This is a genomic window from Microvirga pudoricolor (assembly GCF_016892705.1).
GTDB lineage: Bacteria > Pseudomonadota > Alphaproteobacteria > Rhizobiales > Beijerinckiaceae > Microvirga > Microvirga pudoricolor.
The window spans coordinates 1,681,100-1,699,653 of sequence record NZ_JAFEMB010000001.1 but is presented as its reverse complement, the minus strand read 5'-3'; the positions used below and the strand labels follow the sequence as shown (position 1 = coordinate 1,699,653).

Here is an 18,554-nt window from a genome sequence, read left to right as displayed (position 1 = left end):
CTCCACATCCGGCGTTTCGTTAACGTCTCGTTTACGGGTGAGACGCCCCCGCCACAATCCTTTCCGAATTCTTAAAGCTTAACAGATCCCTAACGCGGTCCGATCCGATTCAAAGTCACGTTTGGGAATCGATTCGTACCGGATTCTCCCACGAGTCCGATTCCCGGGTCCCCCATCGGACGGATCTGTTGACGGAATCCGGAGCGGTCCACAGGGGGCTTTCGCTGGACCCGGAAACACAAGCGAACTATCCACATTCATCGACTCCTTATGCAGGGGGCCTGTGTGGGACGCAGCTACTTCCATCTTCACCTCGTATCCGACTCCACGGGCGAGACCCTGATCACCGTGGCCCGCGCCGCGGTGGCGCAATACGAAGGCATCGCGGCCATCGAGCACGTCTACCCGCTCGTACGCTCCTCGACCCAGCTCGAGCGGGTGATCGCCGAGATCGAGACCGCGCCGGGCATCGTGCTCTATACCCTGGTCGAGCAGGACCTGTCGCAGCGCCTCGAAGAGGTCTGCCGCGCCACCGGCTCGCCCTATCTGTCGGTGCTCGAACCGGTTCACTCCCTGCTGTCGTCCTATCTGGGCACCGCCTCGACCGCCCGCCCGGGGGCGCAGCACATGCTGAACGCCGAATATTTCAAGCGCATCGACGCCATGAACTTCACCCTCCTGCACGATGACGGGCACCTGCCCCTCGACCTGGAGGACGCCGACGTGGTGCTGGTGGGGGTGAGCCGCACCTCCAAGACGCCGACGGCGATCTATCTCGCCAACCGGGGTGTCAAGACCGCCAACATCCCCCTAGTGCCGGGGGTGCCACCGCCGGACGTGCTGGAAAAGGCCCGGCGTCCCCTCATCGTGGGGCTCGTGGCGACGCCGGAGCGCATCGTGCAGATCCGCCAGAACCGGCTGCTCAGCCTCAGGGCCGACGACGACACCTCCTATGTGGACCGGAATTCGGTGGCCGAGGAGATCGCGGCCTCGCGCAAATTGTTCGCCCGGCACAACTGGCCCATGATCGACGTGACGCGCCGCTCCATCGAGGAGACAGCCGCCGCGATCCTGGACTATTACCGCGACCATCGCCTGAAATTCATCGCGGAATCCTGATGCCTCCCGTCTGGGCCGCCCCCTCCCCGCTCCTGCTGGCCTCCACCAGCCGAACGCGCCGAGCCCTGCTCGAATCCGCCGGGATCGTGCCGGAGACCGAAGCGCCCGGCGTGGACGAGCGGGCCATCGAGATGGAAGCCGCTTCGGACCGTCTCTCTCCGCCTGCCCTCGCGGCTCGTCTCGCACGTGAGAAAGCGCTTGCGGTCAGCCGACGGCATCCGGCCCGTATCGTTCTGGGGGCCGATCAGGTGCTGGCCTGCGACGGCATCCTGTTTCACAAGCCAGGCGGCCGGGACGAAGCCTTCGAACAATTGTCGCGGCTGTCGGGCCGAACGCACGCGCTTCATGCGGCCGGATGCCTGGCGCGGGACGGTGAGATTCTGTCGGATTTCGACGCCACGGCCCGCCTGACCATGCGCGAACTTGGACCCGACGCCATCAACCTGTACCTGGACCGCGCGGACTCGTCCGTCCTGGTCAGCACCGGCGTCTATCAGGTCGAGGGCCTCGGGATTCATCTCTTCGAGCGCATCGAAGGCGATCATTCCACCATCCTGGGCCTCCCGCTCATCCCTCTCCTGTCAGCCCTGCGCGGTCTCGGCTGTCTCGCATTCTAAGGAATTCATTGCATGGCGAAGGCCTTCGTCATCGGCCAGCCGATCCAGCATTCCCGCTCGCCTCTCATCCACGGCCATTGGTTGCGGAAGCATGGGCTCGACGGCTCCTATGAGGGGATCGAGGTCGCGCCCCAGGATCTGGCCCGTTTCCTGAAAAGCTTCGCGGCGAACGGCTATGCGGGCGGCAACGTGACCATTCCCCACAAGGAGGCCGCCTTCGCGGTGGTGGACCGGCGTACGTCCCGGGCCGAGCGCCTGCGCGCGGTCAACACGGTCTGGGTCGAGGACGGCGTCCTGTGGGGCGACAACACCGATGTCGAGGGTTTCATGGCGAATCTCGACCAGAGCCTGGGCGAGGGCTGGGACGCCGTTGAAGGCGGCGCGCTCGTGATCGGCGGGGGCGGCGCCGCGCGGGGCGTCGTGGCCGGATTGCAGGAGCGCGGCATCCGGCCGATCCGGGTGGCGAACCGCACCGCCGCGAAAGCCGCCGACCTCGTGCGGGATCTCGATCCGACGGGCCAAGACCTCGAAGCCGTCGCCTGGGAGGACCTGAACGAGGCGGCGCGCCAGGCGGGCCTCATCGTCAACACCACGTCGCTCGGCATGGCGGGCCAGCCGCCCCTCGACATCGCGCTGACGGACGCCAAGCCCGGCGCCATCGTGGCGGACATCGTCTATGTGCCGCTGAAAACGCCCCTCCTAGCCACCGCCGAGGCCAGGGGCCTGCGGATTGTGGATGGGCTCGGCATGCTGCTGCACCAGGCCGTGCCGGGCTTCCGGCGCTGGTTCGGGGTCGAGCCGCGGGTGACACCAGAACTGCGGGCGCTGATCGTGGCGGATCTCGAGAGGCCGAAATGACCTTCGTGCTGGGGCTCACGGGATCGATCGGGATGGGCAAATCCGCCACCGCCGCCCTCTTCCGGGAGCGCGGCGTGCCGGTGCACGATGCGGATGCGTCCGTTCACGCCCTCTATCGCGGCCGCGCCGTTCCGCTCATGGCCGGGGCGTTTCCCGAGGCGGTCGTGGACGGCGCGGTGGATCGCGCGATCCTCGGCCGGCTGGTTCTCGGCCAGCCCGACGCGATGCGGCGCCTGGAGGCCATCGTCCATCCGTTGGTGCGGGACGAGGAGGCGGCGTTTCTCGAACGGGCCGCAAAGTCGGGCGCGGGCCTTGCCGTCCTCGACATCCCCCTGCTCTTCGAAACCTGCGGACAGGCGCGCTGCGACGCCGTCGCGGTCGTCACGGCCGCGCCCGAGATCCAGCGCGCGCGTGTTCTCGCCCGGCCCGGTATGACGGAGGAAAAATTTCAGCTCATCCTGTCCAAGCAGATGCCGGATGCGCAAAAGCGAGAAAAAGCCCATTTCCTTGTGGACACAGGGCGCGGCTTCCCCTCGGCGCGGGCGCAGGTGCGCGATATCTTAACCTGTCTCGCCGGACGCTCCGGGCGAGTGATGCGGGATGCCTTCGATGTTGCGTGAGATCGTTCTCGATACCGAAACCACCGGAACCGACCACGCCAAAGGCGACCGGATTGTCGAGATCGGCTGCGTGGAACTCCTCAACCACATTCCGACCGGGCAATATTATCACGTCTACATCAACCCGGAATTTCCGGTGCATGAGGGCGCCTTCAAGGTGCACGGGCTCAGCAACGAGTTCCTGGCCGACAAACCGGTCTTCGCGGCCATCGCCGACGATTTCATGAATTTCGTGGGCGACGCGACCCTCGTCATCCACAATGCGGCCTTCGACGTGGGCTTCCTCAACGCGGAACTCGCCCGCACGGGCCACAAGAGGTTCGCGCTGGCCGACGCGGTCGATACCCTGGCGCTCGCCCGGCGCAAGCATCCCGGCGCGGCCAACAACCTCGACGCCCTGTGCTCGCGTTATGGAATCGACAATTCCCGCCGCACCAAGCACGGGGCGCTGCTCGACTCGGAAATCCTCGCCGAGGTCTATATCGAGCTGATCGGCGGCAAGCAGACCGGCTTCGACCTGTCGTTCCAGAGCACCGCCCGCACCAACGTGGCGCTCACAACGGAAACGGCCGCTCCCCGGAAAGAGCGGCCGCTGGTGTCCCGCCTGACGGACGATGAGCGCAAGGCCCACGAGGCGTTCATTCAGACCCTCGGTCCGAACGCCCTGTGGCGGGGCTATCTCGGCGAAGAGCAGGCTTCCTGAAAAGAAAGAACCTCATCCTGAGGAGCCGCGAAAGCGGCGTCTCGAAGGAGGATCCAGAGAGCGCTGGAACCATCCTTCGAGACGAATGGCTTGCGCCATTCCCTCAGGATGAGGGCGGTGTCCTTGAAGGCGTCGACTCGGGTCCCGTCTTACGACAGGGTCTGGTTTGCGGCGCCCTGCTGGGCCTGCATCTCGGCGGCGCGCTGGCGGTAGAGGGCCACGAAATCGATCGGGTCGATGTAGAGGGGCGGGAAGCCGCCGTTGCGCACCGCTTCGGCCACGATCTGGCGGGCGAAGGGGAAGAGCAGGCGCGGGCACTCGATCATCACCACCGGATGAAGCTGGTCGGCCGGCACGTTCTGGACCCGGAACACGCCCGAATAGGTCAGCTCGAAAGCGAACAGCACATCCTTGCCGCCCACCTTGGCGCTGCCTTCCAGCGTCAGGTCGACCTCGAAATCGGCCTCGTCGAGCTGCTTGGCGTTGACGTTGACCTGCAGGTTAATCTGCGGGCCTTCCTGTTGCGGCTGCAGCGAGCGCGGCGCGTTCGGGTTCTCGAACGAGAAATCCTTGCAATATTGCGCGAGGGCGTTCAGGGCCGGGGTGGCGTCCTGCGTGGCCCCGTTGGTTGCCGGTGTATCGGCCATGATGGTCTTGCTCCGAGGGAGGATGATCGATCGGGCCCGAACGAAGCGCCTGAGAGGCGCCCAAACGGCGACGGGCCATGGACCCCCGCGCTAGCACGCTTCCTCCCGGTGAACAAGATTCCGTTAGGCCCGTCGCTTGTCGCAAGAGAAGGTGGATGTTACGAGCCTATGACCCCATATGCGAGGGAACGCCCCTCCACCCCTGAGCGGGTGCCGGCCCAGGCCTGACGCCGCCGGCATCGACTGACTCAAACCGGATCGACGATGCAGGACTCCTTCGACATCACGACCCTTATCTTCATCGTGCTCGCGGTTTTCGTCGCCTGGCGCCTTCGTTCGGTGCTGGGCCAGAAAACCGGTAACGAGCAGCAGCCGCCCTTCGACCCGTTGTCCCGCCGGGAGCCCCCCATGCGGCCCGAGGCTCCCGCGGCCGACCGGGACAACGTGGTCCGGCTGCCGAACCAGAACGGCGACAAGCCCGCCGCTCCTCCGGTTCCGCCCGCCGAGCGCTGGAAGGGCATCGCCGAGCCCGGCACCCCGGTGGCGAACGGCCTCGACGCCATCGACCGGGCCGAGCCCGGCTTCGACGCGGGCGTGTTTCTCGAGGGCGCCAAGGCCGCCTACGAGATGATCGTGATCGCGTTCGCGCAGGGCGACCGCAAGACCCTGAAGGACCTGCTCTCCCGGGACGTCTATGACGGTTTCGAGGGCGCCATCATTGAGCGCGAGAAGCGGGGCGAGAAGGTGGAGACCACCTTCGTGTCCATCGACAAGGCCGATATCGAGAACGTCGAGGTGGCCGGCAGCAGCGCCCAGATCGTGGTGCGCATCCTGTCCAAGCTCATCACCGTGACCCGCGATCCGTCCGGCCAGGTGGTGGACGGCAGCCCCGACACGGTGGTGGACGTGACCGACGTGTGGACCTTCGCCCGGACGCTCGGCAGCCGCAATCCCAACTGGCAGCTCGTCGCGACCGAAGCGGGGCAATGAGGCGTGCCGGGCTGGCCGTCCTGGCCGTGCTCGCGGGGACACCCACCATGAACGCCGCCCTCGCCGAACAGGCGGACCTGAAGCCCCTCGCCTTCTCGGACCTGGCCGGATGGGCCGAGGACGATCACGCGGCTGCCTTCCGGGCCTTCCGGCGCAGCTGCGGGCCCATCCTGGACAAGCAGGCGGAGCTTCGCCCGGCCCAGATCGCCGGGGCCGGCCTCCGGGAGGTCTGCCAGGCGGCGTCAGCCCTGACCGTGCGGTCGAAGGCCGAGGCGCGCCGCTTTTTCGAGACCCATTTCAGGCCCCATGAAATCGTCCTGAAGACCGGCCGGGGTTTTTTGACCGGCTATTACGAGCCGGAGTTCAGGGGCTCGCGGACCCGCACCGAAACCTTCACGGTTCCCCTCCTCGACCGGCCCGACGATCTCGTGACGATCCCGCAGGGCGAGAGCCTTCCGGGGATCGAGCCGGGTCTCCAGGCCGCGCGACGCACCGCAACCGGTTACGAGCCCTATCCCGACCGGGCCGCCATCGAGGGCGGAGCGCTGGGACAGCGCGCCAAGCCCGTCGTCTGGCTGAAAGAGCCCGGCGAAGCCTTCATCCTCCATGTTCAAGGTTCTGCCCGCATCCGCCTGACGGACGGCTCCGTCATGCGGGTCGCCTATGCGGGCCGCAACGGCCGGCCCTACACGTCCATCGGCCGGGTCCTGGTCGAGCGCGGGATCATGGATCTGGAGAGCATGACGCTGGAAAAGCTCATGGGCTGGCTGAAGGACAACCCGGCCGAGGCGCGGGAGCTCATGCACCGGAACCGGTCCTACATCTTTTTTCGCGAGGCCCGGGAGCTTGCCCCCGATGAGGGACCCGTCGGCGGGGCCGGGCACCCCCTCGTGCCGGGCCGCAGCCTCGCGGTCGACCGCAATCTCTGGCCTTACGGCCTGCCCTTCTGGCTCGAAGGCCGGCTCCCGGTCACGCTGGAGAAAGCCGATCCCCTGAACCGCCTCATGATCGCCCAGGATACCGGCTCGGCCATCTTGGGACCCGCGCGAGGCGATTTCTTCGTCGGCAGCGGGCCGGAGGCCGGAACGCGGGCCGGGCTGATGAGGCACACGACCCGTTTCGTCGTGCTTCTTCCGGCCCGATGACCAAGCTCGTGCCATGACCAAGCGCCGCCGCCCGCTCAGCGCCGAGGAAAAGCGCCTCTGGGCTCATGTGGCCCGGCATGTGAAGCCCATGAAGGGCAAGGTCTATCCGGAGGAGCCTGAGGCCGAGGCGGCGCCCGTGCTTCCGGCTCTCTCGGCTAAAGGCTCCACGAATAAGGCCCCTTCCAAAACCCCTTCCAAAACCACTTTAAAGCCCCCTGTCCCACCGCCCCTCAAGCCGCAGCCCAAACCCGCCGTTCCGCCGTTGGCGCCTGTGGAGCGCAAGACTCTCCAGGCTCTCCGCCGCCGGACACGGGCGGTGGACGGCACCATCGACTTGCACGGGATGCGCCAGGAAGAGGCGCATTTCGCCCTGGTCGGGTTCCTGCACCGGGCCCAGAATGCCGGCCACGCCGTCGTTCTGGTGATCACCGGGAAAGGCGGAGCCGCCTCCCCGGGCGCGCTTTTCGAGGAGCGCGGCGTCCTGCGCCGGATGGTGCCGCACTGGCTGCGGCTGCCGGACCTGCGATCTCTTGTGGTCGGATTCGACGAAGCCTCTCCACACCACGGCGGATCTGGTGCACTCTACGTCCGGCTTCGCCGCAGGCGCGGTGCAGGATCGACGGATGACTCCCTTTGGTGAACGGGTGCGGCGGTTGCGCCGCGAGCGCGGTCTGCTCTTGAAGGACATGGCTGCGCATCTGGGTGTATCGAGCGCCTATCTGTCGGCCCTGGAGCGCGGCGAGCGCGGAAAGCCCACCTGGACGCTGATCCAGGGCGTGATCCAGTATTTCAACATCATCTGGGACGAGGCCGACGAGCTCGCCCGCCTGGCCGACCTGTCCGACCCGCGCATCAAGGTCGACACCGCCAGCACCAATCCGGCCGCGACCCTGCTGGCCAATCGGCTCGCCCGGGAAATCCGGGGTTTGAGCGAGGACGACATCGCCCGAATCCTGCGGGTTCTCGACGCCGCCGCCGAGAAGAGCCGCAAGGCCATGCCCCTGGAACCCGACGCCGACACGCTCCAGGCCTCGATGATTTAAGAGCCTTTCGGGCCGGATCGGACGGGGTGACGATCCCTTGCCCGGTCGAGAGCCGCCCGGACCGATCCCGGCGTGCAGCTTGACCGCCCGCGTCCCGGATGCGAAAGCGCGCCGGTCCCATCACGCAATCCGGTTCCCTCATGTCCCATCCCCGCATCGACGTTCTTACCCTCGGCAACGCCATCGTGGACGTGCTCGCCCATACGGACGAAGCCTTCCTGGTTTCCAAGAACGTCCATAAGGGCGCCATGCAGCTCATCGACGAGGCGCGGGCGGAGGAGCTCTACAACGACATGGGCCCGGCCACGATCGTGTCGGGCGGTTCGGCCGCCAACACGGCGGCGGGCATCGCTTCGCTCGGCGTCCGGGCGGGCTTCATCGGCAAGGTGAAGAACGACGAGACCGGCAATCTGTTCGCCCACGACCTGAAGGCCATCAGCGTCCATTACGACGTGGCGCTCGCCGGGGACGGCCCGGCCACCGCCCGCAGTTTCATCCTGGTGACGCCGGACGGCGAGCGCACCATGAACACCTATCTGGGCGCCTGCCAGAACCTGACCCCGGACGACGTCAACCCGGCCACCGTCGAGGCCTCCGCCATCGTCTATCTCGAGGGCTATCTCTGGGACCCGCCGGCCGCCAAGGAGGCCTTCCGCAAGGCCGTGACGATCGCCCATGGGGCTGGCAACAAGGTGGCGCTCACCCTGTCGGATTCCTTCTGCGTCGACCGCTACCGCGACGAGTTCCTCGGATTGATGCGGGACGGGAGCCTCGACATCCTGTTCGCCAATATCCACGAGCTGCAGAGCCTGTTCCAGACCTCGGACGCCAGCACGGCGCTCGCGGCCCTGCGGGACGAGAAGGTGCTGGGCGTCGTGACGCGCTCGGAGCAGGGCGCCCTGGTGGTGAGCCGCGGCGAGACCCTTGCGGTTCCGGCCTATCCGGTCGCCAAGGTGGTGGACACCACGGGCGCGGGCGATCTCTTCGCGGCGGGCTTCATGGCGGGCCTCGCCCGCGATCTCAGCCTGACCGACTGCGCCCGCCTGGGCGGTCTGGCTGCCGCGGAGGTCATCAGCCATCTGGGAGCCCGTCCGCAGGCGAGCCTGCTCGACCTCGCCCGCCAGGAAGGGCTGCTGTCGTAAGGGTTTTCGTCACGTCCCGCCGGTGCGCCCGAACATCACCGTGAACAGGGCCGCCAGGGCGACGAGCACCAGGAAGCCGTTCACGGCCAGGAGCAGGGCAGGGGGCATGCGCCGCACGTCCGGATTGGGCGGCGGCGCGCCGACGAACACCTGGCGCCAGACGGCGGCCGCGAAGCAGAAGGCGCTGAACAGCACCAGCACCGAGCCCGTGGCCACGATCATCCCCTCCGGCACGACGCCGTCCAGGAGCTTCTTGGCCCCGATGCCGGAGGCCAGGGCGGCCAGGCCCGTGCGCACCCAGGCCGCATAGGTTCGCTCCGCGGCGAACACCGTGCGGTCGGCCGCCAGTTCCGTGCGCCTGTCCGCGCTGTCCTTCATCTGGACGCTGGCTTTGGCGGTGGTGCGGGCGGCGGCCTGCGTGTGCTCGGCGGCCTCCTGGGTCTGTTCCGCCGCCTCCTGCGCCTGCTCGGCGCTGCGCTCGATGTCCTTCTCGGCCGGTGTGTCAGCCATGATGCCTCCGCCGGATGGGTCTCCGCTGGAGGCCCAACGCGCCAGGCCGCGAAAGGTCCGATCCGGCCTCAGCCGCCGGGCTTGATGGAAGTCATCCAGCCCATATAGGCCCCCGTCGGATCGCGCAGCATCGCCACCCGGCCCACCCCCATCACGTCATGCGGCTCGCGCACGATCCTGGCGCCCTGCGCCCGGGCGCTCGCGATGCGCGCATCCACGTCGTCGACCTCGACGAAGCCGACCCAATGGGATTGCGGCCATGGGATGTCGTCGTGCTCGTCGAAGCCGCAGATTCCCGCGACGTATCGCTCTCCCACCATGGCGATCCAATAGACGCTCTGGGGAAGGCGGAATTCCTCGAAGGTCCATCCAAGGGTCGCGGTGAAGAACGCGCAGGCGGCGGCCGGATCGTTGGTGACGAGCTCGTTCCAGGTGAACAGCCCATGGGTGGACGTCAGGCCCAGGCTCGGAAGCGTCTTGTGGGTCGCGGATGGTCTCAAGCCCAGAACTCTCAGAACGGCGCCCGCCGCCCCCTTGAGCCACGTCGAGCGTGCGGCCGGGGGGCGGGCATGGGGAGATGGATGGGCTCGGAACTGCATGGGTGCCGCGGTGCATGGCCTCGCCCGGCGACCCGATTATCCGGGGGTGTGGGCTCGGGATCCATCCCTCTTAGGTCGAGGAAACGACGCTAGGTCAAGCCTGAAAACGCCCACCTCCGCGCCGGGGATCGGCCAAATCGTCCCGGGCGCAGCGCTTTGCCGCAACGGAAAGAGGCCGGATCAGGATCGGAACCGCCTGGCGGCCCGAAGCCCGAAGATGTTGATGGCGAGGCCGGCCAGGATCACGCCCCCGCCCGCGATCTCCACCGGCACCATGCGCTCGCCGAGAAACACGGTCGAGCCGAGGATGCCCGCGACCGGAACCAGCAGGGCGAAGGGCGTCACGAGGGCGGCGGGGTGGCGGGAGAGCAGGTAGCTCCAGATCCCGAAGGCGAAGACCGTGGTCGGATAGGCCAGATAGGCGACCGCGCCCACCAGGGCCGCGTCGGCGCCGCGAAGGGAGGCCAGGATCCGGTCGGGACCCTCGAAGGCCAGCGAGAGGCCGAGGAGGGGCAGGGGCGCCACGAGGCTCGCCCACACGATGAAGCCCAGCATGTCGATGCGGCCCGCGCGCTTGCCGACGATGTTGGCCACGCCCCAGGCGCAGGCGGCCGCCACCGTCATCAGGAACGGGACGGCGCCGCCGCCCGTCATGCGGGGCCAGGCGATCAGGCACAGCCCGAGACAGGCCACGATCCCGCCGAGGATCTGGTGCGGTCCGGGCCGCTCGCCCATGAGCAGCGCCGCGAACAGGATCGTGAAGAAGACCTGCGCCTGCATCACCACGGAGGCGAGGCTCGCCGGCATGCCGAGCCCGATGGCCACGAAAAGCAGGCCGAACTGGGCGACCCCGAGAAAGAACCCGTAGGCCACGATAAGGGACGGGCGCGTTTGGGGCCTGCGGATGAACAGGATTGCCGGAAAGGCCGCGAAGGCGAAGCGCAGGGCGCCCAGGAACAGGGGAGGGGTGGTGCCGATGCCGAGCTTGATGACCACGAAGCTCAGGCCCCAGATCACCGTGACGGACAGGGCCAGGAGGATATGGCTGATCGGCATGACGCGGCGCGATCCTTGCTGCCGGAGAGCAACCTCTCCAACCCACTCGCCCTCATCCTGAGGAGGCACGAAGTGCCGTCTCGAAGGAGGGCTCTAGCGGAGCGCTTCCGGTGCCAATTGGATCATCCTTCGAGACGAATGGCTCCGCCATTCCCTCAGGATGAGGCTTCGAGACGCCCGCTGCGCGAGTCCTCGGGATGAGGTCGAATGTTGATGCCGTCTTAAGCAGGCTTCTTGCGCAGGCGGACGATGACCTCGACGCCGGCCACTTCCATGCCGGGGGGCGGGGCCGGGAGGTCCGTCACGCTCATGCCCTCGGAGGGCATGTCCACCAGCTCGCCCTCTTCCTCGAAGAAGAAGTGATGGTGCTCGGTCGGGTTGGTGTCGAAATAGGATTTGGTGCCGTCCACGGCGAGCTGGCGCAGCAAGCCCACCTCCGTGAACTGGTGCAGGGTGTTGTAGACGGTCGCCAAGGAGACCGGGACCCGGGCCTTGGTGGCCTCGTCGAACAGCAGCTCCGCCGTGATGTGCCGGTCGCCCTTGGCGAAGAGGAGCCAGCCCAGGGACACGCGCTGACGCGTCGGACGCAGGCCCACCCGCCGCAACTTGTCCCGCAGCTCCGACACGGGGCAGCCGCGCCGGTGCATGGGAGGCATCTTGGAATCGATGAAGGCGGTCAGAGGATCGGTCATGGTCTCGGAACTGAATACGATGATGGCGGCTTCTATCACCGCAATGATAGAAAATCGAGGGGCTTACCGCAAGGCGAAGCCCCGAGGACGGCCGGCCGCAGCGCCGGCGGAAGGGCGGGACCGGCCGGATGCGCACACATCCGAGCGGGCGATCCCTTTGAAGGCGGCGAAAGCCTGTGCTACCAGAGCGCACCTTGGGGTTCGTAAAGGCCAGCCTTAGATCCCCCCGATGACCGTTGGATGAAAGGATCGGCCCCCTTCATGGCCCGCCAGTCGAGCTACACATACGAGGACCTTCTCGCCTGCGGGCGCGGAGAGCTGTTCGGCCCCGGCAATGCCCAGTTGCCGCTGCCCCCCATGCTGATGTTCGACCGGATCACGTCGATCGGCGAGGACGGCGGCGCCAACGGCAAGGGCCACATCCTGGCCGAGTTCGACATCCGACCGGACCTGTGGTTCTTCCAGTGCCATTTCCAGGGTGATCCCGTCATGCCGGGCTGCCTCGGCGTCGATGCGCTGTGGCAGCTCGTGGGCTTCTATCTCGGCTGGCTCGGGTCGCCGGGCCGGGGCCGGGCCCTGGGGGTCGGCGAGGTCAAGTTCTCCGATCAGGTCCTGCCCTCGGTCAAGAAGGTGGTCTACGGCATCGACTTCAAGCGGGTTTTCCGCTCCAAGCTGGTGCTGGGCATCGCCGACGGCTGGGTGGAAGCGGACGGGCGCCGCATCTACGAGGCCAAGGACCTGCGGGTCGGCCTGTTCCAGGCCGAGACCCCGGCGGGCGGCTGATCGGCGAAAATCCATCGACACAAATTCGGCCCAGGTTGAGAATAGGCCCTGGGCATCCTACGTCTGGAGCATCCCGCCCGGACCGGGATGGTCTCGCACGAGACCCGGCCCCGATTGCTTGAGAGAGGTTGGTTATGAGGCGCGTCGTCGTCACCGGCATGGGCATCGTTTCGTCCATCGGCAACACCACGCAGGAGGTGCTGGCCTCGCTTCGCGAGGCGAAATCCGGCATCGTCCATGCGGCGGACTACGCCCGCTACGGCTTCCGCTGCCAGGTGCACGGGTCCCCCGACATCAATGTCGAGGAACTGGTGGACCGGCGCGCCATGCGCTTTCACGGCAAGGGCACGGCCTGGAACCACATCGCCATGGACCAGGCGATCCGCGATTCGGGCCTCGAGGAGAGCGACATCTCCAACGAGCGCACGGGCATCATCATGGGCTCGGGCGGTCCCTCCACCCGCACGCTCATCGACGCGGCCGACATCACCCGCGAGAAGGGCCCCAAGCGCATCGGGCCCTTCGCGGTGCCGAAAGCCATGTCGTCCACGGCCTCCGCGACGCTGGCCACCTGGTTCAAGATCAAGGGCATCAACTATTCGATCTCGTCCGCCTGCGCGACCTCGAACCATTGCATCGGCAACGCCTACGAGATGATCCAGTACGGCAAGCAGGACGTGATGTTCGCGGGCGGCTGCGAGGATCTCGACTGGTCCCTGTCGAACCTGTTCGACGCCATGGGGGCCATGTCCACCAAGTACAACGACCGGCCCGCCACGGCGTCCCGCGCCTATGACGTCAACCGGGACGGCTTCGTGATCGCGGGCGGCGCGGGCGTGCTCGTGCTGGAGGAACTGGAGCACGCCAAGGCGCGCGGCGCGCGCATCTACGGCGAGGTCGTGGGCTACGGCGCCACCTCCGACGGCTACGACATGGTGGCCCCGTCCGGCGAGGGCGCGGTGCGCTGCATGCGCATGGCGCTGGAGACCGTGAAGGCCCCGGTCGACTACATCAACCCGCACGCCACATCGACCCCCGTGGGCGACCTCAAGGAGATCGAGGCCATCCGCGAGGTGTTCGGCACCGGCGACAAGTGCCCGCCGATCTCCGCCACCAAGTCGCTGACGGGCCATTCGCTCGGCGCCACGGGCGTGCAGGAATCGATCTATTCGCTCCTGATGATGAACAACGGCTTCATCTGCGAGAGCGCCCATATCGAGGAACTCGACCCGGCCATGGCCGATATGCCCATCGTGCGCCAGCGGATCGACAACGCCCGGATCGATACGGTGCTGACGAATTCCTTCGGTTTCGGCGGCACCAACGCCACCCTTGTCATGCAGCGTTACACAGCGTGATCGGCCGGAGGGGCGTTTTTGCCCCTCCGTCGGTTGTGCTGCGCCGGATTTGCGGCGATAGCTTTTTCAAGACACGACACCGTTTTCACACAACGAATATTTGAAAACCGATAGGGGCCCGGCTTAAGCGCGCGACGATCGCGCCGCGGGGCTGACGCGAGGGGGGCTTGATTGACCGGACTGATGGAAGGAAAGCGCGGCCTCATCATGGGCGTCGCGAACGATCACTCGATCGCGTGGGGCATCGCCAAGGCCGTCGCGGCGCAAGGGGCCGAGCTCGCCTTCACCTATCAGGGCGAGGCGCTCGGCAAGCGCGTCGCGCCGCTGGCCCGGTCGCTGGGCTCGAGCATCGTGGTTTCCTGCGACGTCGAGGACCTGGCCTCCGTGGACGCTGCCTTCGCGGCCCTGGACACCCATTGGGCGGACGGATTCGATTTCGTGGTCCACGCCATCGGGTTCTCCGACAAGTCGCAGCTCAAGGGCTCCTACGTGGACGTCACCACCCGCGAGAACTTCTCGCGCACCATGGTGATCTCCTGCTTCTCCTTCACCGAGATCGCCCAGCGCGCCGCCTCGCGCCTGCGCGTCGGCGGATCGCTCCTCACGCTCACCTATGGCGGCTCCATGCGAGTCATGCCGAACTACAACGTGATGGGCGTGGCGAAGGCGGCACTCGAGGCGAGCGTGCGCTACATCGCGTCCGATCTCGGCCCCAAGGGCATCCGCTGCAACGCCATCTCGGCGGGTCCCGTGCGCACGCTCGCGGGCGCCGGCATCGCCGATGCGCGCCACATGTTCAATTATCAGAAGAACCACGCTCCCCTGCGCCGTACGGTCACCATCGAGGACGTGGGCGGCTCGGCCCTCTATCTCCTGTCCGACCTGTCCAACGGCGTCACGGGCGAGATCCATTACGTGGATTCGGGCTACAACATCATCTCGATGCCCCGCCCCGACGTGCTGAAGGCCCAGGACGCCGCCGGCGTCACGGGCGAGGAAGGCTGAGGCCGCTCCCACCGCCGTCATCCCCGGCCTCGAGCCGGGGACCCACGTCTTGCCATGACACCTCTTGCGGCGTGATGCGTGGCTGGCCGGGTCAAACCCGGCCATGACGGTGGAAGCATGTTTGCTCCCATCGATCGACAAAACGATCCGACGTCTCCACCCCGAGCGCGGCCGCCCCCGCGACTGAGGCCCTCCCCGCGAGGGAGCAGCGAACGAGCGCGCCGCGCCCTCCATCGCGCTTCGGCGGCAACCGCCATTCCGGAACAGCCCTCCGGCGTTGCCGTTGGTCCTCCGACATCATCACCCCGGCGGAGAGGTTCATGACGCTCGTTTCGGCGCCACCAAAGTTTCATGCCACGATCCAAGACAGTTCGGATCGTGCCGCCTCGGTCGCTGAAAAACCGCGCCGCCATCGGGTCGTGATCGTGGGCGGAGGCTTCGGCGGCCTGGCGGTCGCCCAGGCGCTCGGAGGCCAGGACGGCATCGACGTGACCCTAGTGGACCGGCGCAACCACCACCTGTTCCAGCCTCTCCTCTATCAGGTGGCCACCGCGATCCTGTCGCCGGGCGAGATCGCCGAGCCGATCCGCCACATCCTCAACCCCTATGACAACATCCGGGTGCTCCTGGGCGAACTGGATGCCGTGGACGCGAACCGGCGCGCGATCGTGATCGAGGATGGCGAGCGCATCCCCTACGATAGCCTGGTCCTCGCGACGGGCGCGGCGCACAGCTATTTCGGGCACGACGATTGGGAGCGGACCGCGCCGGGCCTCAAGACCCTGGACGATGCCCGCCGCATCCGGGCGCGGGTGCTGCTCTCCTTCGAGCAGGCCGAGCGGACGGAGGATCCCGCCGAGCGGGAGCGCTTCACGACCTTCGCGGTCATCGGCGGCGGTCCCACCGGCGTCGAGATGGCGGGCGCCATCGCGGGGCTGGCCCGCGAGGCCCTCGCGCGGGATTTCAAGGCGGTCGATCCCACCAAGGCCCGCATCCTGCTCATTGAAGGCGGACAGCGAATTCTCAGCGCGTTCCATGAGGATTTATCGGCCTATGCGGAGAAAGCCCTCACGGGTCTCGGCGTTACGGTCATGACGGGGCACGCGGTCGAGGACGTCACCCCCGAGGGCGTGACCGTCGACGGACGGCTGATCCCCACCGCCACCGTGGTGTGGGGCGCCGGCGTGCAGGCCTCGCCGGTCGGCCGCTGGCTCGATCTCGAAACCGACAAGGCCGGCCGCGTCCGCGTGGCGCCGGACCTGTCGGTGCCGGGCCGCGAGGGCGTTTACGTGATCGGCGATGCGGCGCTCAGCCTCGCGGAGGACGGCTCGCCCCTGCCGGGCCTGGCGCAGGTGGCCCATCAGCAGGGCGTCTATCTCGGGCGGGCGTTGCGGGCGAAAATCCAAAACGGGATGCCGCCGAAACCCTTCCGGTTCCGGAGCCGGGGCAACCTCGCCGTCATCGGGCGCAACGAGGCGGTGGTGGAGTGGGGCCGGTTCCGCCTAAAAGGCTTCCCGGCCTGGCTCGTCTGGGGCATCGCCCACGTCTACCTGCTCGTCGGTTTCCAGAACCGCCTGCTGGTCTGCATGCGCTGGCTCTGGACCTACCTGACGGCCCATAACGGGGCGCGGGTGATCTTCGACGAGGATCCGGACGTGCTCTGGGAGGTGGAGTCCCGCCGCCGCAGGCCGCAACGCTCCTGAGCCCGCGCCCATTGCGGCCCGGGATGCTCCCGGCCCGGGAGGTTCCCGGTCTGGGCCGGTTCGTCAGGACGCCGTCACGAGCAGGGCTTGGAGCGGTGCCCGGAACGGACCCTCGCCGAAGCGGTCCCGCAGGCCTGCCTCCACGGCCCGGGTGGCCCGCGCCAGGTCCCCGCCGTCGCGCGCCTCGATCTCGCCCCGCAGGGGCGTCCCCTGGCACAGGCCCATGGCGGGTTCGAGGGCCGAGGGCACGTTCGTGTCCCGCCGGATCTCCTCGATGGCGACCGCCGTGAACCCGGCTTGCCGCAGATCGGCCTCGATCCGCCGGCGGTCGTTGTAGCCATGGGGCGTTCGCGCCATGAACTGGGGCGGATCGTCGGGAAACACATGCGCCAGGGTCTCGGTGGCGATCCGGGCCAGCGGGTTGGCGTCGAGACGGTCCCAGACCGTGAAGAGGAAGCGCCCGCCGGGGCGCAGCACGCGCCGGGCCTCGCGGTAGGCCGCTTCCTTGTCGGGCATGAACATCACCCCGAAGGACGACACCACCGCATCGAAGGCGCCGTCATCGAAGGGGAGGGACTGGGCGTCGGCGGGCTGCCACCGCACGCGCCCGCCCCCGCGCTTCGCGGCCGCCACGTCGAGCATGGCCTGGTTGAGGTCCGTGGCCAGGATGGCGCTGTCCGGCGACTTGGCGGCCATGGCGTGGGTGACGATCCCGGTGCCAGCGGCAGTCTCCAGGATCTGCCGGTCGCCTGCCCCAATCCTCTCGGCGATGACGTCGGCGAAGGGCTGGAACAGGATCGGCCCGAGGTGGCGGTCGTAGAGCTGCGGCACCGGGCCCGCGAAAACCGTATCGGTCTGCATCGGCACGCTCCTTCGCGCATCGCCTGGGACCGTGCGGATCCGGTTTTCGCCGATGCCGGCCGCCGGTTCTACACGAACGATGCGCCGTTTTCGGGACGGGGCATCGGACCCGGGATCGGGCCCGCCGTTCCGGGGGTTCCGGTCGCGGGTCCCGGTCGCGCGGGCGCCGGCCGCATCATAAATCCGTAACCCTCAGGCTCGTATCACATAGGTTGCGGCTCGGGACGCGACTCGGGCTGGCGTCGAGGATCGGCCGTCTACATGTCCCGCCCTCGCGCCGAAAACCGTCCGCCCGGCCTTGCGGGCGCCGCAATTGCCCCGCTTACCGGTCGCCGCGAAGCAGGGCTTGCCCAACCTCTTCGATCCGTGTCCGCCAGCCCCGTTCCAGGAGCGTCTCCCGTGCATCCGTCCCGCCGTTCGGTTCTTCTCGGCCTGTCCCTGTCGGGGCCCCTGTCGGGGCTGGCCGCGCCCGCCCTCGCCGGGCGGGGGCCGGAGCCCGAGAGGATACCCGGCGAGCTGGTCGAGGATACCCTGGCGCTGCCCTCCGCCGTGCGCCTCGGCCATCCTCATGGGGATGTGATCATGGTGGAGTTCTTCGATTACAACTGCCCCTGGTGCAAACGCTCGGCGGGCGAACTCGAGGCCCTGCTCAAGGCCGAGCCCGACCTCACCTACGTGCTCATGAACTATCCGATCCTCGACCCGGCCTCCGTCGAAGCCGCGCGCGTGGCCTTGGGGTATCTCCAGATGCAGGGGCCGGCGGATTACCTCAAGCTGCATCTCGGTCTGTTCGGCCTGCGCGGTCCGGTCAACGGCGCCCGCGCCCTGGGCGTCGCGAAGGGTCTCGGGCTCGACGAGAAGGGGCTCACGGACCGCGCGGCGGGCGAGCCCACCACCCGGGTTCTGAACGAGGCCCTCCGTCTCGGCAATTCGCTCGGCCTCGTGGCCACCCCGTCCTTCGTCCTCACGCCGCTGGCCTATATCGGCGGCATGAATCTGGACCAGAAACGCGCCGCCATCGCCGAGGCGCGAGGGTAACGTAGCTCCACACAGCCTCATCCCGAGGGCCCGCGCAGCATGGGTCTCGAAGGGTGTTTCCGGGA

General features: G+C 67.8%; 21 protein-coding genes. 15 read left to right on the top strand and 6 right to left on the bottom strand.

The annotated features are described in order from the left end of the window. Positions 1–285 precede the first annotated feature (285 nt). Genes ILT42_RS07915 through dnaQ form a run of 5 tightly spaced genes read left to right on the top strand, consistent with a single transcriptional unit; the run spans position 286 to position 3,917 of the window. Positions 286–1,119 carry a pyruvate, water dikinase regulatory protein gene (locus ILT42_RS07915; protein WP_204214891.1) on the top strand — a complete coding sequence of 278 codons (834 nt, stop codon included), beginning with the start codon at positions 286–288 and terminating at the stop codon, positions 1,117–1,119. Then, positions 1,119–1,736, top strand: a complete 618-nt coding sequence (locus tag ILT42_RS07910; RefSeq protein ID WP_204214890.1) for a Maf family protein — start codon at positions 1,119–1,121, stop codon at positions 1,734–1,736. Before ILT42_RS07915 ends, ILT42_RS07910 begins: the two co-directional genes overlap by 1 nt. A 12-nt stretch (positions 1,737–1,748) precedes the next feature. Further along, a complete protein-coding gene (locus ILT42_RS07905; protein WP_204214889.1) occupies positions 1,749–2,594 on the top strand; it encodes a shikimate dehydrogenase in 846 nt (281 codons plus the stop codon). Continuing rightward, positions 2,591–3,214, top strand: a complete 624-nt coding sequence (gene coaE / locus ILT42_RS07900; protein WP_204214888.1) for a dephospho-CoA kinase — start codon at positions 2,591–2,593, stop codon at positions 3,212–3,214. The genes ILT42_RS07905 and coaE overlap by 4 nt, the downstream gene beginning before the upstream one ends. Beyond that, on the top strand, positions 3,204–3,917 hold the full coding sequence (dnaQ, locus tag ILT42_RS07895; RefSeq protein ID WP_204214887.1) for a DNA polymerase III subunit epsilon: 714 nt from the start codon (positions 3,204–3,206) through the stop codon (positions 3,915–3,917). Before coaE ends, dnaQ begins: the two co-directional genes overlap by 11 nt. A 149-nt stretch (positions 3,918–4,066) precedes the next feature. Here dnaQ and secB read toward each other — a convergent pair whose 3' ends face one another. Beyond that, positions 4,067–4,564 (bottom strand): protein-export chaperone SecB, encoded by a 498-nt coding sequence (gene secB, locus ILT42_RS07890; RefSeq protein ID WP_204214886.1) that lies wholly within the window; start codon positions 4,562–4,564, stop codon positions 4,067–4,069. Positions 4,565–4,828: 264 nt separating this feature from the next. On the opposite strand from secB, the gene ILT42_RS07885 reads away from it, so the two are divergent. The 5 genes from ILT42_RS07885 (at position 4,829) to ILT42_RS07865 (ending at position 8,884) form a co-directional block, all read left to right on the top strand. Continuing rightward, positions 4,829–5,554, top strand: a complete 726-nt coding sequence (locus ILT42_RS07885) for a Tim44/TimA family putative adaptor protein (RefSeq protein WP_204214885.1) — start codon at positions 4,829–4,831, stop codon at positions 5,552–5,554. Next, entirely contained in the window at positions 5,551–6,699 is a 1,149-nt protein-coding gene (mltA, locus tag ILT42_RS07880) for a murein transglycosylase A (protein ID WP_204214884.1), read from the top strand. The genes ILT42_RS07885 and mltA overlap by 4 nt, the downstream gene beginning before the upstream one ends. A gap of 13 nt (positions 6,700–6,712) precedes the next feature. After that, entirely contained in the window at positions 6,713–7,339 is a 627-nt protein-coding gene (locus ILT42_RS07875; RefSeq protein ID WP_204214883.1) for a Smr/MutS family protein, read from the top strand. Beyond that, entirely contained in the window at positions 7,323–7,742 is a 420-nt protein-coding gene (locus tag ILT42_RS07870; protein WP_204214882.1) for a helix-turn-helix domain-containing protein, read from the top strand. Before ILT42_RS07875 ends, ILT42_RS07870 begins: the two co-directional genes overlap by 17 nt. A gap of 140 nt (positions 7,743–7,882) precedes the next feature. Next, positions 7,883–8,884 (top strand): adenosine kinase, encoded by a 1,002-nt coding sequence (locus ILT42_RS07865; RefSeq protein ID WP_204214881.1) that lies wholly within the window; start codon positions 7,883–7,885, stop codon positions 8,882–8,884. A 9-nt stretch (positions 8,885–8,893) separates the two neighbouring features. Here the strand turns inward: ILT42_RS07865 and ILT42_RS07860 are convergent, their stop codons facing one another. The 4 genes from ILT42_RS07860 to irr form a co-directional block, all read right to left on the bottom strand. Beyond that, positions 8,894–9,394 (bottom strand): YidH family protein, encoded by a 501-nt coding sequence (locus ILT42_RS07860; RefSeq protein WP_204214880.1) that lies wholly within the window; start codon positions 9,392–9,394, stop codon positions 8,894–8,896. 68 nt (positions 9,395–9,462) lie between these two features. Next, positions 9,463–9,993 carry a VOC family protein gene (locus tag ILT42_RS07855; RefSeq protein WP_204214879.1) on the bottom strand — a complete coding sequence of 177 codons (531 nt, stop codon included), beginning with the start codon at positions 9,991–9,993 and terminating at the stop codon, positions 9,463–9,465. A 180-nt stretch (positions 9,994–10,173) separates the two neighbouring features. Continuing rightward, positions 10,174–11,049 (bottom strand): EamA family transporter, encoded by an 876-nt coding sequence (locus ILT42_RS07850; RefSeq protein ID WP_204214878.1) that lies wholly within the window; start codon positions 11,047–11,049, stop codon positions 10,174–10,176. Between the two features lie 221 nt (positions 11,050–11,270). Next, complete coding sequence (gene irr / locus ILT42_RS07845) at positions 11,271–11,741, bottom strand: Fur family transcriptional regulator Irr (RefSeq protein WP_324617703.1); 471 nt, start codon at positions 11,739–11,741, stop codon at positions 11,271–11,273. A gap of 240 nt (positions 11,742–11,981) precedes the next feature. Between irr and fabA the strand changes: the two genes are divergently transcribed. The 4 genes from fabA to ILT42_RS07825 all read left to right on the top strand — a co-directional run bounded on the left by fabA (position 11,982) and on the right by ILT42_RS07825 (position 16,590). Beyond that, positions 11,982–12,524: a 3-hydroxyacyl-[acyl-carrier-protein] dehydratase FabA gene (fabA, locus tag ILT42_RS07840; protein WP_229428361.1), complete on the top strand. Its 543-nt coding sequence runs from the start codon at positions 11,982–11,984 to the stop codon at positions 12,522–12,524. Between the two features lie 134 nt (positions 12,525–12,658). Further along, the gene (gene fabB, locus ILT42_RS07835) at positions 12,659–13,882 is read left to right on the top strand and encodes a beta-ketoacyl-ACP synthase I (protein ID WP_204214877.1); all 1,224 of its coding nucleotides are present in this window, start codon (positions 12,659–12,661) and stop codon (positions 13,880–13,882) included. 171 nt (positions 13,883–14,053) lie between these two features. Then, positions 14,054–14,887, top strand: coding sequence for an enoyl-ACP reductase FabI (gene fabI, locus ILT42_RS07830; protein ID WP_324617702.1), 834 nt, complete (start codon positions 14,054–14,056; stop codon positions 14,885–14,887). A gap of 320 nt (positions 14,888–15,207) precedes the next feature. Further along, the gene (locus tag ILT42_RS07825) at positions 15,208–16,590 is read left to right on the top strand and encodes an NAD(P)/FAD-dependent oxidoreductase (protein WP_204214876.1); all 1,383 of its coding nucleotides are present in this window, start codon (positions 15,208–15,210) and stop codon (positions 16,588–16,590) included. Positions 16,591–16,653: 63 nt separating this feature from the next. Here the strand turns inward: ILT42_RS07825 and ILT42_RS07820 are convergent, their stop codons facing one another. Next, positions 16,654–17,451, bottom strand: coding sequence for a class I SAM-dependent methyltransferase (locus tag ILT42_RS07820; RefSeq protein WP_204214875.1), 798 nt, complete (start codon positions 17,449–17,451; stop codon positions 16,654–16,656). 399 nt (positions 17,452–17,850) lie between these two features. Between ILT42_RS07820 and ILT42_RS23055 the strand changes: the two genes are divergently transcribed. After that, positions 17,851–18,489: a DsbA family protein gene (locus ILT42_RS23055; RefSeq protein WP_204214874.1), complete on the top strand. Its 639-nt coding sequence runs from the start codon at positions 17,851–17,853 to the stop codon at positions 18,487–18,489. Positions 18,490–18,554 lie beyond the last annotated feature (65 nt).

Coding starts and splice junctions, on each gene's coding strand:
- ILT42_RS07910 (WP_204214890.1), top strand. CDS start 1,119: ATGCCTCCCGTCTGGGCCGCCCCCTCCCCGCTCCTGCTGGCCTCCACC.
- ILT42_RS07905 (WP_204214889.1), top strand. CDS start 1,749: ATGGCGAAGGCCTTCGTCATCGGCCAGCCGATCCAGCATTCCCGCTCG.
- coaE (WP_204214888.1), top strand. CDS start 2,591: ATGACCTTCGTGCTGGGGCTCACGGGATCGATCGGGATGGGCAAATCC.
- dnaQ (WP_204214887.1), top strand. CDS start 3,204: ATGTTGCGTGAGATCGTTCTCGATACCGAAACCACCGGAACCGACCAC.
- secB (WP_204214886.1), bottom strand. CDS start 4,564: ATGGCCGATACACCGGCAACCAACGGGGCCACGCAGGACGCCACCCCG.
- ILT42_RS07885 (WP_204214885.1), top strand. CDS start 4,829: ATGCAGGACTCCTTCGACATCACGACCCTTATCTTCATCGTGCTCGCG.
- mltA (WP_204214884.1), top strand. CDS start 5,551: ATGAGGCGTGCCGGGCTGGCCGTCCTGGCCGTGCTCGCGGGGACACCC.
- ILT42_RS07875 (WP_204214883.1), top strand. CDS start 6,713: ATGACCAAGCGCCGCCGCCCGCTCAGCGCCGAGGAAAAGCGCCTCTGG.
- ILT42_RS07870 (WP_204214882.1), top strand. CDS start 7,323: ATGACTCCCTTTGGTGAACGGGTGCGGCGGTTGCGCCGCGAGCGCGGT.
- ILT42_RS07865 (WP_204214881.1), top strand. CDS start 7,883: ATGTCCCATCCCCGCATCGACGTTCTTACCCTCGGCAACGCCATCGTG.
- ILT42_RS07860 (WP_204214880.1), bottom strand. CDS start 9,394: ATGGCTGACACACCGGCCGAGAAGGACATCGAGCGCAGCGCCGAGCAG.
- ILT42_RS07855 (WP_204214879.1), bottom strand. CDS start 9,993: ATGCAGTTCCGAGCCCATCCATCTCCCCATGCCCGCCCCCCGGCCGCA.
- ILT42_RS07850 (WP_204214878.1), bottom strand. CDS start 11,049: ATGCCGATCAGCCATATCCTCCTGGCCCTGTCCGTCACGGTGATCTGG.
- irr (WP_324617703.1), bottom strand. CDS start 11,741: ATGACCGATCCTCTGACCGCCTTCATCGATTCCAAGATGCCTCCCATG.
- fabA (WP_229428361.1), top strand. CDS start 11,982: ATGAAAGGATCGGCCCCCTTCATGGCCCGCCAGTCGAGCTACACATAC.
- fabB (WP_204214877.1), top strand. CDS start 12,659: ATGAGGCGCGTCGTCGTCACCGGCATGGGCATCGTTTCGTCCATCGGC.
- ILT42_RS07825 (WP_204214876.1), top strand. CDS start 15,208: ATGACGCTCGTTTCGGCGCCACCAAAGTTTCATGCCACGATCCAAGAC.
- ILT42_RS07820 (WP_204214875.1), bottom strand. CDS start 17,451: ATGCAGACCGATACGGTTTTCGCGGGCCCGGTGCCGCAGCTCTACGAC.